Below are 15,457 nucleotides of genomic sequence, written 5' to 3' on the forward strand. Positions count from 1 at the left end.
GGTACCCCATGAATGGGTCACCAAGTGACCCCATGTATGGGGGTATTTAGGAGGGAGCTGTTCTTCTTTGTTTGCCACCACAGTCTCACCTAAAAGTTTACCCTAAGAGTGAGACACCGCCCCGCTAGATCGGCTCCAGACTAAGCTCACCTTGGGGGGAAGTCGCTTTTTCACTAACTTTGTGGATAAGAAAATGATAGGAATTTGCCCTCACCTAGCGTGGGGGTATCTTCACTTATCACCTATCAATCACAGAATACATATCCCTAGATAATGAAGTCGAGTCTCAGTGCGCTCCTCTGCGCCACTGCCTTAGCCACAGCGACCTTCGTCGCTTGTGGGACGAGCAAGCCTCGTCAAGCCAATCTCACCAGTCTCACCCCTCAGTCCGACCGCTATGTCGTGATCCTCTCGCTTGACGGCTTCCGTGCCGACTACCAAGGGCGAGCCAATACCCCCAACCTAGACCAGATGGATCGGGAGGGGCTCTCGGGGTGCTTCCGTCCCTCCTACCCCACCCTTACCTTCCCCAACCACTATGCCATGGCTACGGGGCGCTACCCCAATAACCATGGGCTCATCGGCAATGAATTCTGGGACGAGCGAGGTGCTCACTATCGTCTAGGTGACCGCAAGGCTGTCGAAGATCCTGCCTTCTACAAGGGTGAGCCACTCTGGAATGTAGCTCGACGCCATGGACTAAAGTCAGCGAGCTTCTTCTGGGTAGGTAGCGAGACTCCCATCGGAGGCCATCACCCCGACCGCTGGAAGCGATTCAACGACAAGGTCCCCTATACCGACCGAGCAGACTCCGTGATCAGCTGGCTCAGTCTCCCTCTAGCAGAGCGCCCTCGCCTCTTGATGTGGTATATCGAGGAGCCCGACCATACGGGACACCACGAGGGACCAGAATCCCCCAAGACCATCGGCATGGTCGAGAAGATGGACTCCGTCATCGGCTACTTCCGCTCCAAGCTCGCTAAGCTCCCCGTCCGAGACCAAGTAGACTTCATCCTCGTCTCTGACCACGGGATGCAGTCCTTCGACAGATCAAAGGCCGTGAATCTGGCTGATTACCTCCCCCTCGACAGCTTCGAGCATGTCGCCACAGGGCCATTTACCCACCTCTACCCTAAGAAGGGCTATACCGAGACTGCCTACAAGATCCTGAAGACCGTGCCCCATATCTCCGTCTACCGCAAGGGTGAGCTCCCAGAGCGCCTACACTTCGGTAGCAGTCCCCGTATCGGCGAACTTGTCCTCCTGGCGGACCTCGGCACGCAGATCTTCTTCAACCCTCAGGGGATCCCTGCCGACTTCCTTCGTGCAGGACATGGCTTCGACAACAAGCATCCCGAGATGTATGCGGTATTCAAGGCCGTCGGCCCCGACTTCAAGGCTGGACGCAGAGTCTCCGACCCCATCCCCAACATCACCCTCTATCCGCTCGTCTGCAAGCTCCTTGGGCTCACCCCTGGCGAGCATGATGCCGACGAGTCGCTTGCCGAGACCCTTATCAAGAGATAGCTACCCTCCCCATGATCATCGCTCAGCAAAAGCGCAAGGAGAATATCGCCGAATACCTCCTCTACATGTGGCAGGTAGAGGATCTCATCCGTGCCACGGGTGTGTCGATCGAGGGCGTAGAGGAGCATCTGCTCCCCCGCTATGAGGTCGATGAGGAGACCCGACAGACCATCCGCACTTGGTACCAAGAGCTCATCGACATGATGCGCTCCGAAGGCAAAGTGAAGTCTGGCCACTTAGACATCCACCGCATCGTACTGATGCAGCTCGAGGAGCTTCATCGCAGACTCCTCGGCAGCGCTAATGACATCGTCTACTCGGGGCTGCATCTGCAGATCCTCCCCGCCCTTATCCAGCTACGTGGTAAGGGCAACCACGAGGGGGAGAGCGATCTAGAGACCTGCTTCAATGCGCTCTATGGCTACATCACCCTCAGCCTCCAGCACAAGGAGATCAGCGAAGAGACAAAGAAGTCGATGAAGCAGATCAGTGCCCTCCTAGCCCTCCTAGCCCATCGCTACAAGATGGAGCAAGAAGGCCTCGACCTCGAGACCAATCCGAATAATTAGACCAACCCTATATGTACGAATACAAGACCGAGATAGATCAGCGACGCACCTTCGCCATCATTAGCCACCCTGACGCAGGGAAGACGACCCTCACCGAGAAGCTACTCCTCTTCGGGGGAGCTATCCATGTAGCAGGAGCCGTCAAGAGCAACAAGATCAAGAAGACCGCCACAAGTGACTGGATGGAGATCGAGAAGCAACGTGGGATCTCCGTAGCTACCTCGGTCATGGGCTTCGAGTATGCAGGCCACAAGATCAACATCCTTGATACTCCAGGTCACCAAGACTTCGCAGAAGATACCTTCCGCACACTTACCGCTGTCGATAGCGTCATCATCGTCATCGACAGCGCCAAGGGGGTAGAGACCCAGACCCGCCGACTCATGGAGGTCTGTCGTATGCGTAAGACCCCCGTCATGGTCTTCATCAATAAGCTTGACCGTGAGGGACAGGATCCCTTTGACCTGCTGGATGAGATCGAGCGAGAGCTCCAGATCCATGTGCGCCCCCTCTCCTGGCCTATCGATATGGGACAGCGCTTCCGTGGCGTGTACAACATCCACGAGGGAGCGCTCAACCTCTTCACCCCAGACAAGCAGCGCATCACCGAGAGTGTCACCATCACCGACCTGACCTCTCCCGAGCTCGAGGAGCATATCACCCCCGAGCAGGCCGAGAAGCTACGTACCGACCTCGAGCTAGTAGACGGTGTCTATCCCACCTTCGATCGGGAGGAATACCTAGCAGGGGAGATCGCCCCCGTCTTCTTTGGTTCGGCGCTCAACAACTTCGGGGTGCAGGAGCTCCTCAACTGCTTCATCGAGATCGCTCCCTCCCCACGACCTGTACGAGCCGAAGAGCGTGAAGTCTCCCCCTACGAGCCTGCCTTCACGGGCTTCGTCTTCAAGATACACGCCAACATGGACCCCAACCACCGTAGCTGTATCGCCTTCATCAAGATCTGCTCGGGTCGCTTTGAGCGCAATGCCAACTACAAGCATATCCGCCTAGGGAAGACAATGAAGTTCAATAGCCCCACCGCCTTCATGGCCCAGCGCAAGGAGACGGTAGATGAGGCCTTCGCAGGTGACATCATCGGGCTCCCCGACACGGGTAACTTCCGTATCGGCGACACCATCACTGCCGGAGAGGATCTGCACTTCAAGGGACTGCCCAGCTTCTCACCAGAGCTCTTCAAGTACATCGAGAATCAGGATCCGATGAAGACCAAGCAGCTAGCCAAGGGGATCGAACAGCTGATGGGCGAGGGTGTAGCACAGCTCTTCGTCAATCAGTTCAATGGTCGCAAGATCATCGGCACTGTGGGTCAGCTCCAGTTCGAAGTCATCCAGTACCGTCTGCTCCACGAATATGGGGCGGCTTGTCGCTGGGAGCCAATCAATCTCTACAAGGCATGCTGGATCGAGAGCGATGATCCTGCAGAGCTAGAGAACTTCAAGAAGCGTAAGTCGCAGTTCATGGCCAAGGATATCTCTGGGCGTGATGTCTACCTAGCCGACTCAGGCTATGTACTCTCCATGGCGCAGCAAGACTTCCCTAAGATCCGATTCCACTTCACCTCGGAGTTCGGTCAGTAAGTATATATTCTCTCAATTACTAACATACTAATGAAGAAGATCAAGCAAGCAGCTTCCCTAGTCCTAGCAGCCCTCCTCTCGGTAGGTGCTGTGAGTGCCCAAGGGAAGGCCAAGAGCAAGCAGTCAGCTAAGAGCTTTCTCATCGAAACCCCGACCCCTAAGCGTCCCGCAGGACAGCGTGATGTCGTAGGGCTCCGTCATGCCCCGATGCCTGTAGTGCGTGTGGGCTTCATCGGCCTTGGGATGCGTGGTCCCAGTGCTGTAGAGCGCTTCACTCACCTAGAGGGGGTAGAGATCAAGGCCCTCTGTGACCTCCATCCTGAGCGTGTAGAGAAGACCCAGGAGATCCTCACCCGTAGGGGCTTCCCCAAGGCTGCTGCTTATAGCGGTAGCGAGGAAGCATGGAAGGAGCTCTGTGACCGCCCTGATATCGACCTCGTCTATATCGTCTCCGACTGGGCACGCCATGCTCCGATGATGATCTACGCGATGGAGAAGGGCAAGCACGTGGCTTGTGAAGTCCCCGCTGTGACTACCCTCAAGGAAGCGTGGGATGTCATCAACACCGCCGAGCGCACCCAGCGTCACTGCATGATGCTTGAGAACTGTGTGTATGACTTCTTCGAACTCACGACGCTCAACATGGCACAGCATGGCCTCTTCGGAGACGTGCTCAGTGCTAAGGGTGCGTACATCCACAATCTCGAGCCCTTCTGGAAGGCCTACGAAGGGGACTGGCGACTACAGTACAACCTCAAGCATCGTGGTGATGTCTACGCTACCCATGGCCTTGGTCCCGCCTGCTGGGCGCTCGACATCCATCGTGGCGACCGCATGGAGTACCTCACCTCTATGGATGTACCTGCTACCTCCCTCCCCCGCTTCTTGACCCGTGAGCGTGGTATGACTGACCCCGAGGTCAAGAACGGTGAGATGACGCAGACCCTCATCAAGACCGCTAAGGGTAAGACCATATATCTCGAGCACAACGTGACCTCCTATCGCCCCTATGACCGTATGTATCAGATCATCGGGACCGATGGCTTTGCTAACAAGTACCCCGTCGAAGGCTATGCGCTCCGCCCCACAGAGCAGAACAAGCAGGCTGTCCCCAATCATGAGGACCTCAAGAGCCATGATTTCGTCAGCGAGAAGACCATGAAGCAGCTCATGGAGAAGTACGAGCATCCCATCCAGAAGGAGATCGCAGAGAAGGCTAAGGAAGTCGGTGGTCACGGCGGGATGGACTTCATCATGGACTACCGTCTGATCTACTGCCTGCGCAATGGACTTCCCCTCGATATGGATGTCTACGACCTAGCCGAATGGTCCACGATCGGAGATCTGACCCGCATTTCTCTGGAGCATAACTCCGCTCCCGTGGCTGTACCAGACTTCACCCGTGGTGCCTGGCAGCGCATCAAGGGACTACAGCTTCACTTCGCTAAGTAGTAGCCTCACATAGCAAGCCCCGACAAGTACCTCATCGAGGTCACTTGTCGGGGCTTGCTGTATCCGCTTGGGATCAATGAGGCCAGAGGTAGAAGTCCTGCCAATCGGTGATGATATGGAGGACTAATCCCACAGCGATGACCCGTATCCACCACGGCCATCCGAGCCGTCTATAGGGGAGGAAGAGCAGGAGGACATAGACCACGATCATCGGATACGAATGGAGGAGATGCGTACCCACACTACATCTATTGGGGTCGAAGATGGGACGGGCTAAGAGATGATCTACATCGATGGCCATTGTCGCCAGAAGGAGGAGATAGACCGTGAGCCATCGTCGCTTCGGCCAGAGGAGAGCTATCAGGATCGGGAAGAGGAAGTGTAGTCCGTAGTGGACCAAGGTACGTAGAAGCATAGGGCTAGGTGACGTAGGGCCTAAGGCTAGATAGAGTACTCCCCAAGACAAGACCTAAGAGGGCATATCTTGGGGAGTAGTAAAGGTAGAGCTAGAGGGTGTGTACTACTCGGTCGCTTCGCTCTGTCGTTCCTTCTCGAGCAGAAGAGCTAGCTTCTGCTCTACGAGATGAATATCAGCTACGAGGGCATCACGCTTACGCTCGATCTCAGAGAGGAGCGAAGAGCCTGACTTACTGCTTACATTCAGACGAGTCAGATTGCTCTCATAGGTCTGGAGTTCGCTGCGTAGACGATCCAGATGGCGCTGCATACGTGCATGCTCCGTCTGGAGCGTACCCCCCTTCCCCTCGAGATTATCTAGGGATGCGCTGTAGCCCGATAGACGGCGCTCCTCACGATGTCTGCGTAGCTTGCCATGGAGGGCATCGAGGAGCTCACGATAGGCGGCATTGATCGCTTCTCGCTCCTTGTAGGGGACAGCCCCAGCCTGCTTCCATCGTTCGTTGTAGCTATTGAGTAGCTCACGCAGGTTCTCGGGCTCTTCACCCTCGTTGATAGCGGTGAGTTCACGGATGATCTCCCGCTTGACAGCGAGGCTCTTGCGAGCTTCACTATAGACCTTATCCTTGCGTGGTGCTTCCTTCTTCTTGCGATCAAAGAAATAGTCGAAGCTTGCACGGAACTCTTCCCAGATCTTCTGACTATACTTCTGAGAGACAGAGCCCAATTCTTGCCACTCCTTCTGGAGTTCCTTGAGGGCTTCGGTGGTCTCTTCCCATGCCGTGCTGTCCTTGAGCGCAGCAGCACGCTCGATGAGTTCACGCTTCTTCTTCAGGACCTCCTCATTATGCTCATGGTTGGCCTTGAAGAACTCATTACGACGGCGGAAGAAGGCATCGATACCGGCACGGAATCGTTGGTAGATCGACTCATTGTCCTTGCGAGGTGCTCGGCCGATCTTACGCCACTCTTCCTGCAGGGATTTGATCTGCTCTACCGCCTTGTTGAAGGCCGAGTGCGAGGAGAGCGGTGCCGAAGAGAGAAGTTCTTCTACCTGGAGGCAGAGGCGCTCCTTAGCCTGGAGGTTCTCTTCCTCCGATGCCTTACGTAGGTCATGGAACTCCTGATGACGCTTGTGTTGAGCAGTGGAGAGCTGCTTGAACTCAGCATTGATCTCGGCACGGAGCTCCTTGGAGACGGGGCCGAGCTCATGCCACTGGGCGGTGAGCTCCTGTAGACGACGATAGGCAGCGATGGTATCCTTGACCTCGTCCAGATGACGAAGCTCTTCGAGGATGGCCTGCTTTGCGTCTAGGTTCTTCTTGAAGTCAAGCTGACGCAGATCATCATTGATGGCCTTGAGGTCATAGAACTGATCACGGAGCTCATAGAAACGCTTATTGAGGACAGCAGCATCCTTGGGATCAAGCTGCCCGAGGGCATTCCATTCATCACGGATGGAAGTAAATGTAGCGTAGAGGCTTCCAAATTCAGCGCCTTCTTCGTTGCTCTTGAAGAGCTCTTCGAAGCGCTGTAGGAGGGCTTCCTTCTTCACCTTATTCTCTGCATAGAGCTGCTCTAGGGCTTCCTGACGCTTCTTGTCATGCTCACGGAAGGTAGAGAGCAATCCTTCAAGTCGAAGTTCCTGTACCTCGAAGGCCTCATTCTCTGCTTTATCAGTAGGGTCGAGTCGCTCACGACGTCTGATGAATTGACCACGGATACTTTCGACAAGCTTGCGCTCTGGGAGTTCTTCTTGCTGAAGGAGTACAGCCAAGTGATCGACCAGCTCTTGGGAGCTCATCGTCTGATAGGCAGGGGTCTGGTCGGGGGCTGTAGCCGCGTCTTGTGCTGCGGGGGCAGTAGGGTCAAGCTGTGCTTGGTCTGGTGTCTGAAGGAGTTCCATAGTCATTACTCTTCGTTTTATTTAATGCTATCCCATCCCTTTTGCTTATTCGAGGAAAGCGATACAAACACTTCCCCAAGCTACAATTGGGATTAAAATCTTGCTCACTACAAAGCTAAACATTTTTTTCCTTTTACACACTACTTCTTTGAGCTCCAAACTTGATGGTCAGCGCTGGGATCTAAGGCAAGTGAAGACGACTAGGAAGAGCTGTGTCAAAGAGCCAACCTCCCTAGCTCTTAGCCGCTAGGAATATACCTACTACGAGGAAGAGGTCAGAGGCTCTAGGACCGACCCATTCATGGGGTCCTCCACCGACCCATGCATGGGTCGATCGGGTGACCCATGAATGCCTCACCTCATCGACCCATGAATGGGTAGCTGGCTGGCCGCATACAAGCTCCACGAGATCTAGACATCAAGGGGTCTTGAAGAGAGGCACCTCATCCATCACGTAGAAGCTAGGGGCGAAGCAACTAAGGCATAATTACCTCCGAGGAAGGCTATTCGTAGAATAAACGGTATTTTTGCACCAATATGGAATCAAATGGAAGAGAGGAAGAATCCCTCTATACGAAAGAGATACTAGAATTTGCAGCCATAGGTGTACAGTGCGCCTCCCTCATGGAGCAAGCCCGAGACAAAGCCGAGTTCGTCGAGCAGACGACGAAGCTCTTGCCTCAGCTCTATCTGGTGACACTTCGCCTACCCGCTTACTTCTACAGTCCCGAATCTGACTACATCGAAGAGCACATCACCGAAGAGTCTTACGAGATCGTGCGTCAGCGCCTAGCTTCGCTCCTAGGCGAAGAGGATGCCTATCTCTCGGCTCAGTCTCAGGAGATGGCCTACAGCGACACACCCATCGCAGCCTTCATCTCCGAAGGACTAGCAGATGTCTACCAGCATGTGGGGAATCTCCTCGGGATCCTACGAGACCAAAACGAAGAAGCACTACTACCAGCCGTAGGGCGCTGTCGCCACTACTTCTTCGAGTACTGGGGGCAGACGCTCCTAGAGTCACTCACCGCCCTACACCATATCTATACACTCCAGCTACAAGCACAAGATGATGACGAAGACGAGCACCAGACCTTCGACGAAGAGGGAGATGAAGCCAGCACGTACGAAGGCATCTATTGAGCCTCAGGTGGAGCCCTCTAGGACAAATCCTCAGAGGACACAACGTGCTCCACGAAGAACCACGAAGCAGGAGGCCTTCACCCCCGTCTATAGCTACCCCCCCTCCATCACCGAGGAGGAACTCATGTCCCTACCCTTGGCTCACTGTCCCGTGCCTATCACGATCATCGAGACCAAGGAAGAAGCTCGTCGCATAGCGATGCGCCTCAAACGATCGGGACGACTAGGTATAGATACCGAGACCCGCCCAAGCTTCACGGCAGGTCTTCGCTACGAAGTGTCGCTCCTACAGATAGCCACGGAGGATGAGTGCTACCTCTTCCGCCTCAACAAGATCGGCCTACCTAAGAGCCTCATCCACCTCCTCGAAGACCCCACGATCCTCAAGGTAGGTCTCAGCCTAAGGGATGACATCACTGCCCTAGGGAGACGCACCTCCTTCAGCCCCAACTCCTTCGTAGAGCTACAGAAGCTCTGTGGGGGCTATGGCATCCGTGAGCTCGGTCTACAGAAGATCTATGCCATCCTCTTCGCCGAGCGCATGAGCAAGGCACAGCGGATGAGCAACTGGGAGGATGCTCTACTCAGCCCAGCGCAGGCTCACTATGCCGCCCTTGATGCTTGGGCTTCGCTCCGCATCTACAATACATTGATGTCCAACCCCACCCCACCGCCCACCCAATTTGCACTGATCTAGATGCACTACCCTACGCTACGTCTCCTCCCTCGCAAGGAGGAATCTATCCTTCGCCTCCACCCCTGGGTATTCTCTGGGGCTATCGCTTCCTACTCTGAGCCCGTCACCGACGGCTCACTTGTCACCGTCCTCGACAGCAAGGGCAAGCCCCTAGGTACGGGGCACTTCGGTGGGGGGAGTATAGCGGTACGTCTGCTTAGCTTCGCAGGCGAAGAGATCATCGACAAGGAGTTCTACAAGGCTCGTCTACAAGCCGCCCTACGCTTACGACTAGACTGCGGGCTCGTCCGTCCTGATGGGAGCTGTGACCGCCCCAACGACACCTACCGTCTCGTCCATGGCGAGGGGGATGGTCTCCCAGGCTTGGTCATAGATGTCTATGATCGCACAGCCGTCCTACAGGCGCACAGCATGGGGATGCACGAGGCTCGTATGATGATCGCCGAAGCCCTACAAGAGGTCTATGACGAGGCAGGAGATCCCGTCGCCCCACTAGCTGGCATCTACTACAAGTCCGAGTCTACACTGCCTACCCGAGATATGCGTGAGCTGGCCTCCGATGGCTTCCTCCTAGGGCATACGGAGGCGGCTCCTATCTGGGAGAATGGACTACGCTTCATCCCCGACTGGCTCAAGGGACAGAAGACGGGCTTCTTCATCGACCAGCGAGAGAATAGAGAGCTGGTGGGTCAGTACGCTCAGGGGCGCACGGTGCTCAATGCCTTCTGCTATACGGGAGGCTTCTCCATCTATGCCCTTGGGGCAGGAGCTAAGCGTGTCGATTCGCTCGACAGCTCCTCCAAGGCGATGTACCTCACCGAGCGCCATGTCGCTCTGAACTTCGGCGAGGATTGCCCCCGCCATCGCTCTGTGACGGAGGATGCCTTCGACTATCTAGAGCAGATGCCTCAGGGCGAATATGACCTCATCATCCTTGATCCCCCAGCCTTCGCCAAGCATCGTAAGGTCCTGCGCAATGCGCTCATGGGCTACCGTAAGATCAACGGCATAGCGATCAAGAAGGCAGCCCCAGGAAGTATCATCTTCACCTTCAGTTGCTCCCAAGCGGTATCGAAGGAAGAATTCCGCCTAGCGGTCTTCACCGCAGCAGCTAGCTCAGGACGACGTGTGCGTATCCTCCACCAGCTGACACAGCCCGTCGATCATCCCATCAATATCTACCATCCCGAGGGAGAGTATCTCAAGGGGCTCGTCCTCTACGTTGAATAGCTGGGCTTACCCTAATTCATCCCCTCCAAGCCCGATCATAGAATGAAAGTCAATCACCTCATAGAGGAGAACTCTCTCCTCTGCCACTTCGTCGCCGAGATGCGCGACATACATACCCAGACCGATGCGATGCGCTTCCGTCGCAATGTAGAGCGTGTCGGCGAGATCATGTCCTATGAGCTGAGCAAGAAGCTCCACTATACATCTCGTCAGGTACAGACTCCCCTCGGTGTCGCTGAGTGTACTCAGGTCTCTGACCAGATCGTCATCGGCACGATCCTACGTGCTGGGCTGACCCTCCACCAAGGCTTCCTCAACTACTTCGACAAGGCAGAGAATGCCTTCGTCTCCGCCTATCGGAAGTACAAGGACCGTCTGAACTTCGATATCTTCATCGAGTACATCGCTTCACCCTCTCTGGAGGGGAAGACCCTCCTACTCGTCGACCCTATGCTCGCTACGGGTAGCTCCATGGAGCTCGCCTACCATGCGCTACTGACCAAGGGCAAGCCTAGCGAAGTTCATCTAGTCTCGATCATCGCTAGCCAGCAGGCCGTAGAGACGCTCTCGGCCTCCTTCCCCGAAGACAATGTCACGCTCTGGGTCGCAGCTATCGACCCCGTCCTCGATGAGCATGCCTATATCGTCCCAGGCCTAGGGGACGCTGGTGACCTAGCGTATGGCGAGAAGCTCTAAAGAACCAGATTACCTTCTCCGCTTTTGGCTCCTTGCCCTAGCACTTACCCTAGGGCTACTCCTCCTCTACTTCCTCCCATCCAACATCTTCGGCTGGGAGCCTAACAAGGTGGACCTCCTCTCCGACCTACGGCGCGAGGAGGTAGACTCGGCTCTACTCAAGCCCGAAGATCCCCTAGCACTCAGCCAGCAGGCCCGTAGCGATGACAAGGTAGTACGCCAGCGAGAGGAGATCTATCGCCAGCTAGAGGAGCAATCCAAGCAAGAACAAGAGGCCTCAGGCACGCTACGCAGTGATCTAGACTCTACGGTGAGTCCGATCAGTCGTCTAGCAGACATGAGCCCTAGACATGACGGTATGCAGCGCTTCTTCGCTCAGCTCCGTCAGCGTAGCCGACTAGGTCGCCCCGTACGTATCGCCGTCCTTGGAGACTCCTTCATCGAAGGGGATATCTTCACGGGGAGCCTACGTGGTCAGCTCCAGACACGCTACGGTGGTGCTGGAGTGGGCTGGATGCCTCTGACCTCAGAGACAGCAGGCTTCCGACGGACGATCCGCCATGAGTTCAAAGGCTGGCGGGAGTCGAGTCAGCTCCGAACCAAAGGACGCTACCCTCTACCTAGCCACTACTATACGGGCTCTGTAGGTGACTGGGTGCGCTATACCCTACCCAAGGGTGCCCAACCCTGCACAGAGGCCATCCTCTACTATCAGTCCCCACAGGGCACTTCCCTCTCCGTCTCTATTGATGGCGGAGAGCCCACGACGATTGACCTTCCTCAGAGCGAATCACTCTCAGCCTACAAGCTCAATGGTGGCTCGTTCAGCTCCATACGCTTTAGCCTCGCCTCTGGGGCATCAGGCTTCGTCTGCTATGGGGTCGGTCTTGATGGTGCCTCTGGGATCAGCGTAGACAACTTCTCTACACGAGGCAACTCAGGCCTCACCCTCCGCTCGCTCGACAGCGAGCTCAATAAAGCCTTCTGCTCCGAGCGCCCCTACGACCTCATCATCCTGCAGTATGGGCTGAACACGATCTCAGCGAAGCAGCTCGACTACTCGCACTACATCAAGCAGTTTGGCGGTGCTATCGATCACCTCAGAAGCTCAATAGGCTCCACGGAGTGCCTCCTATTAGGTGTCTCTGACCGTGGGATGAAGTCCAACGGATCTGTCATCACCATGCCTGCCGTCCGTGCCCTAGAGCAGGGACAGATCCGACTCGCTGCAGAGAAGGGGCTGGTCTTCTGGAGTACCCGAGAGGCGGTGGTCCGCCTTGGAGGGATTGGGGCACTTGCCTCACGAGGCTGGGCTGCTAAAGACTACACCCATCTCTCTCACCGAGGAGGGGATGAGTTGGCTCGCCAATTCTTAGATGCCTTCTTCCTTGAGGAAAAGTACTATGATGCGATTAAGTAGACTCAGCGGAGTCCTCATGCTCTCGCTCCTCCTACTCGGGATGGAGCCTCTCGGCGCAAGTGGACCCGTCCCAGATAATGATCCGAACTGGTATGCCCCCTCGGGCTACTTCTCTTCCCTCGTGGCTCGCCTCAAGTCTGCTGCGAAGGAGGGACATACCGTGTCGATCGTGCAGCTGGGCGACAGTCATATCCAAGCTGGATATACGACAGCTCCCCTCAGACGTAGTCTCCAGAGTAGCTACGGCAATGCGGGTAGAGGCTGGCTCGGATGGTATTCGCTCTATGGCTCCAATGCCCCAAAGGACTATCGTGTGACCTCAGCTAGCCTCGGCTGGAAACGAGAGCTCATCCTCCGCCCCGAAGGAACACACCCCATGGGGGTGGGAGGCTACGTCCTCTCTACACGTGCCTCGGGGAATTTCTCCATCGGAGTATCCGCTCAGATGAGCCCCTTCCGTCAGATGCTCCTTCTACGTACAGCTTCTTCGCACCCGCTGGGAGCCTTCCCCGTAGCCCAGCTCGCTCGTGGTCGCTTCTCCACTGGGGCGTATGTCGTCGATACCCTCAGCTGGAGTGCTCCCTTCAGCGAGGTGACACTAAGCCCGATCATGGACGAAGGAGACGAATCGGTCTATGCTGGCTGTGTCCTCCTCTCGGGCAAAGGTGGCGCCCTCGTACATGATATCGGGATCAACGGAGCAGCCTACAGACACTATGCCCTAGAGGAATATGTCGAGCAGCTCGCCCTCCTCGAGCCGGAGCTTCTCATCATCTCTATGGGAACGAACGACTGCTACAGCCGCGGCTTCCAGATGGAGACCTTCACCGAAAGCCTCGATGCGATGATGTCACTGATCAAGGCTCTCCTTCCTCGTACGAAGGTGCTCCTGACCACTCCCCCACCTAACTTCTTCCGTCAGGCAAGTACACACTACGTCACTACGGGGAAGAAGCGCCGCAAGCATCGCAAGAAGGTGACAACTATGACGTACCACTTCAACGACCATGCTCGCCGACTCTCGGCCGAGATCATGCGCCGAGCAAGGACCTATGATGTCGCAGCCTTCGACCTCTTCACAGCTATGGGCGGCGAACAAGGGATCTCCTCTTGGATCGCTGATGGCTTGATGGCTGGCGACCGAGTACACTACAGCCGTGATGGCTATGAGCGTCAAGGGCTACTCATCACAGATGCCCTACAGAGAGCTTTGGCTTCTCGCTAATCGATTTACCGACGAATGACCTTCTTTGATACAATTGACTGGGGAAGACTCCCCGAAGTCTTACGCTTCGAGCGGGAGAGTCCTATGATCTTCTCTTCGGGGCTCTTCCTCTTCTGCGCCCTCGTCTTCCTGCCGCTCTACATGCTCCTGAGGAAGACAACGACGCTGCGCATCATCTATGTCTCGCTCTTCTCGCTCTTCTTCTACTACGAGAGTAGTGGGGAGTACGTCCTAATCCTGCTCTTTGCTGCGACGATGGACTTCTTCATCGGTCGGGCGATCGGGCGGAGTGAGGACGAGGTCTACCGCAAGCGTCTTCTCATCACAAGCATCTGCGTCAATATCGGGATGCTCTCCTACTTCAAGTACTTCTACTTCCTACTTGACCTGGGGCAGATGCTTCTAGCTTCCCTTGGAATAGCTACCGAGCCAGCGATCCCACTGGAGGCACGAGACTACTTCATCCCTGCTGGTATATCCTTCTATACCTTCCAGACGCTGAGCTATACGGCGGACATCTACCGACGGGAGATCACTCCGCTGAAGCGATGGATTGATTACCTCTTCTACCTGTCGTTCTTCCCTCAGCTGGTAGCTGGACCGATCGTCCGTGCTAAGGACTTCATCCCGCAGATCTACCGCCGTCCCCAACTCCTCAAGGCGGAGTACGGCGAAGCACTGACGCTGATCCTGAGCGGGCTGGTGAAGAAGGCGATCATCGGAGACTTCATCGGGGCGAACCTCGTGGATTTGATCTTCGCCGAACCAACTCGATTTACGGGGCTGGAGAACTTATTTGCCGTCTACGGCTATGCGATGCAGATCTACTGCGACTTCTCAGGTTATTCGGATATGGCCATTGGGATCGCCCTACTCCTCGGCTTCCGGTTCAACATTAACTTCGATTCCCCCTATCAATCGGGCAATATCACGGAGTTCTGGCGACGCTGGCACATCTCCCTCTCCACTTGGCTCCGTGACTATCTCTATATTCCTCTGGGGGGCAATAGAAAAGGACAAATACGCACCTATGTCAACCTCCTAGTGACGATGCTCCTCGGTGGGCTGTGGCATGGTGCTGCCGTGCGCTTCATCCTATGGGGTGCGATCCACGGGGTAGCTCTAGCGCTGCACAAGCTCTACATGCAGATCTTCGGAGCACTGGGCTGGCGCAGGAAGGAACCCTTCAAGATCCAGCGCTTCCTCGGGCAAATTATCACGTTCCATTTGGTTTGTTTCGCTTGGATCTTCTTCCGTGCTGACTCGATGGAGACGGCTCTATCGGTGATCACACAGATCTCTGATCACTTCACCCCCGAGGTCTTCCTTCAGTTCGTCGTCGGGTATAAGAATGTCCTTCTCTTGCTCCTACTCGGCTACCTCCTGCACTTCACCTCCAAGAAGCAGGAACTACGCTTCCGTAGTTGGCTTACCGACCTGCCCTTCATCGGCCAAGTCTCCCTCTTCGTCGTGACGATCTTCCTGCTCATCCAGATCCGAAGCGCCGATGCTCAACCCTTCATCTACTTCAACTTCTAGTTCCCTCGTCACCCCATAACACATTAGCGCTGGAGCCG

13 protein-coding genes are annotated in these 15,457 nt (G+C 55.7%); 11 read left to right on the forward strand and 2 right to left on the reverse strand.

The features are described from left to right. The first annotated feature begins 273 nt into the window (after positions 1-273). From Q0336_RS06170 to Q0336_RS06185, 4 genes are read left to right on the forward strand one after another with little or no spacing between them, the layout of a single operon-like run. On the forward strand, positions 274-1,527 hold the full coding sequence (locus Q0336_RS06170) for an ectonucleotide pyrophosphatase/phosphodiesterase (protein WP_298526694.1): 1,254 nt from the start codon (positions 274-276) through the stop codon (positions 1,525-1,527). Between the two features lie 11 nt (positions 1,528-1,538). Beyond that, positions 1,539-2,096 (forward strand): DUF4924 family protein, encoded by a 558-nt coding sequence (locus Q0336_RS06175; protein ID WP_298526695.1) that lies wholly within the window; start codon positions 1,539-1,541, stop codon positions 2,094-2,096. 11 nt (positions 2,097-2,107) lie between these two features. Then, positions 2,108-3,694, forward strand: a complete 1,587-nt coding sequence (locus Q0336_RS06180) for a peptide chain release factor 3 (RefSeq protein WP_298526697.1) — start codon at positions 2,108-2,110, stop codon at positions 3,692-3,694. 30 nt (positions 3,695-3,724) lie between these two features. Next, a complete protein-coding gene (locus Q0336_RS06185) occupies positions 3,725-5,146 on the forward strand; it encodes a Gfo/Idh/MocA family oxidoreductase (protein WP_298526699.1) in 1,422 nt (473 codons plus the stop codon). Positions 5,147-5,219: 73 nt separating this feature from the next. On the opposite strand, the gene Q0336_RS06190 is transcribed toward Q0336_RS06185, so the two are convergent. Together Q0336_RS06190 and Q0336_RS06195 are read right to left on the reverse strand one after the other, a co-directional pair. Beyond that, on the reverse strand, positions 5,220-5,561 hold the full coding sequence (locus tag Q0336_RS06190; protein WP_298526701.1) for a DUF6122 family protein: 342 nt from the start codon (positions 5,559-5,561) through the stop codon (positions 5,220-5,222). A 105-nt stretch (positions 5,562-5,666) separates the two neighbouring features. Beyond that, a complete protein-coding gene (locus Q0336_RS06195) occupies positions 5,667-7,469 on the reverse strand; it encodes a DUF349 domain-containing protein (RefSeq protein WP_298526703.1) in 1,803 nt (600 codons plus the stop codon). Between the two features lie 537 nt (positions 7,470-8,006). Here Q0336_RS06195 and Q0336_RS06200 point away from each other — a divergent pair. From Q0336_RS06200 to Q0336_RS06230, 7 genes are read left to right on the forward strand one after another with little or no spacing between them, the layout of a single operon-like run. Then, positions 8,007-8,612: a DUF5063 domain-containing protein gene (locus Q0336_RS06200; protein WP_298526705.1), complete on the forward strand. Its 606-nt coding sequence runs from the start codon at positions 8,007-8,009 to the stop codon at positions 8,610-8,612. Next, positions 8,581-9,309, forward strand: coding sequence for a 3'-5' exonuclease (locus Q0336_RS06205; protein ID WP_298526707.1), 729 nt, complete (start codon positions 8,581-8,583; stop codon positions 9,307-9,309). The genes Q0336_RS06200 and Q0336_RS06205 overlap by 32 nt, the downstream gene beginning before the upstream one ends. Next, complete coding sequence (locus Q0336_RS06210) at positions 9,310-10,539, forward strand: class I SAM-dependent rRNA methyltransferase (protein WP_298526709.1); 1,230 nt, start codon at positions 9,310-9,312, stop codon at positions 10,537-10,539. A 42-nt stretch (positions 10,540-10,581) separates the two neighbouring features. Continuing rightward, positions 10,582-11,235, forward strand: coding sequence for a uracil phosphoribosyltransferase (gene upp / locus Q0336_RS06215; RefSeq protein ID WP_298526711.1), 654 nt, complete (start codon positions 10,582-10,584; stop codon positions 11,233-11,235). After that, positions 11,219-12,655: an acylhydrolase gene (locus tag Q0336_RS06220; protein ID WP_298526713.1), complete on the forward strand. Its 1,437-nt coding sequence runs from the start codon at positions 11,219-11,221 to the stop codon at positions 12,653-12,655. Before upp ends, Q0336_RS06220 begins: the two co-directional genes overlap by 17 nt. After that, the gene (locus tag Q0336_RS06225; protein ID WP_298526715.1) at positions 12,639-13,880 is read left to right on the forward strand and encodes a GDSL-type esterase/lipase family protein; all 1,242 of its coding nucleotides are present in this window, start codon (positions 12,639-12,641) and stop codon (positions 13,878-13,880) included. The genes Q0336_RS06220 and Q0336_RS06225 overlap by 17 nt, the downstream gene beginning before the upstream one ends. Before the next feature lie 15 nt (positions 13,881-13,895). Beyond that, positions 13,896-15,419, forward strand: a complete 1,524-nt coding sequence (locus Q0336_RS06230; protein WP_298526717.1) for an MBOAT family protein — start codon at positions 13,896-13,898, stop codon at positions 15,417-15,419. The last annotated feature ends 38 nt before the right edge of the window (positions 15,420-15,457 follow it).

The sequence above is a fragment of the uncultured Porphyromonas sp. genome (assembly GCF_938039215.1).
Taxonomy (GTDB): domain Bacteria; phylum Bacteroidota; class Bacteroidia; order Bacteroidales; family Porphyromonadaceae; genus Porphyromonas.

Bases quoted from the DNA above. Each gene is read 5' to 3' on its own strand.
- Q0336_RS06170 (WP_298526694.1), top strand. From the start codon at position 274: ATGAAGTCGAGTCTCAGTGCGCTCCTCTGCGCCACTGCCTTAGCCACA.
- Q0336_RS06175 (WP_298526695.1), top strand. From the start codon at position 1,539: ATGATCATCGCTCAGCAAAAGCGCAAGGAGAATATCGCCGAATACCTC.
- Q0336_RS06180 (WP_298526697.1), top strand. From the start codon at position 2,108: ATGTACGAATACAAGACCGAGATAGATCAGCGACGCACCTTCGCCATC.
- Q0336_RS06185 (WP_298526699.1), top strand. From the start codon at position 3,725: ATGAAGAAGATCAAGCAAGCAGCTTCCCTAGTCCTAGCAGCCCTCCTC.
- Q0336_RS06190 (WP_298526701.1), bottom strand. From the start codon at position 5,561: ATGCTTCTACGTACCTTGGTCCACTACGGACTACACTTCCTCTTCCCG.
- Q0336_RS06195 (WP_298526703.1), bottom strand. From the start codon at position 7,469: ATGGAACTCCTTCAGACACCAGACCAAGCACAGCTTGACCCTACTGCC.
- Q0336_RS06200 (WP_298526705.1), top strand. From the start codon at position 8,007: ATGGAATCAAATGGAAGAGAGGAAGAATCCCTCTATACGAAAGAGATA.
- Q0336_RS06205 (WP_298526707.1), top strand. From the start codon at position 8,581: ATGAAGCCAGCACGTACGAAGGCATCTATTGAGCCTCAGGTGGAGCCC.
- Q0336_RS06210 (WP_298526709.1), top strand. From the start codon at position 9,310: ATGCACTACCCTACGCTACGTCTCCTCCCTCGCAAGGAGGAATCTATC.
- upp (WP_298526711.1), top strand. From the start codon at position 10,582: ATGAAAGTCAATCACCTCATAGAGGAGAACTCTCTCCTCTGCCACTTC.
- Q0336_RS06220 (WP_298526713.1), top strand. From the start codon at position 11,219: ATGGCGAGAAGCTCTAAAGAACCAGATTACCTTCTCCGCTTTTGGCTC.
- Q0336_RS06225 (WP_298526715.1), top strand. From the start codon at position 12,639: ATGATGCGATTAAGTAGACTCAGCGGAGTCCTCATGCTCTCGCTCCTC.
- Q0336_RS06230 (WP_298526717.1), top strand. From the start codon at position 13,896: ATGACCTTCTTTGATACAATTGACTGGGGAAGACTCCCCGAAGTCTTA.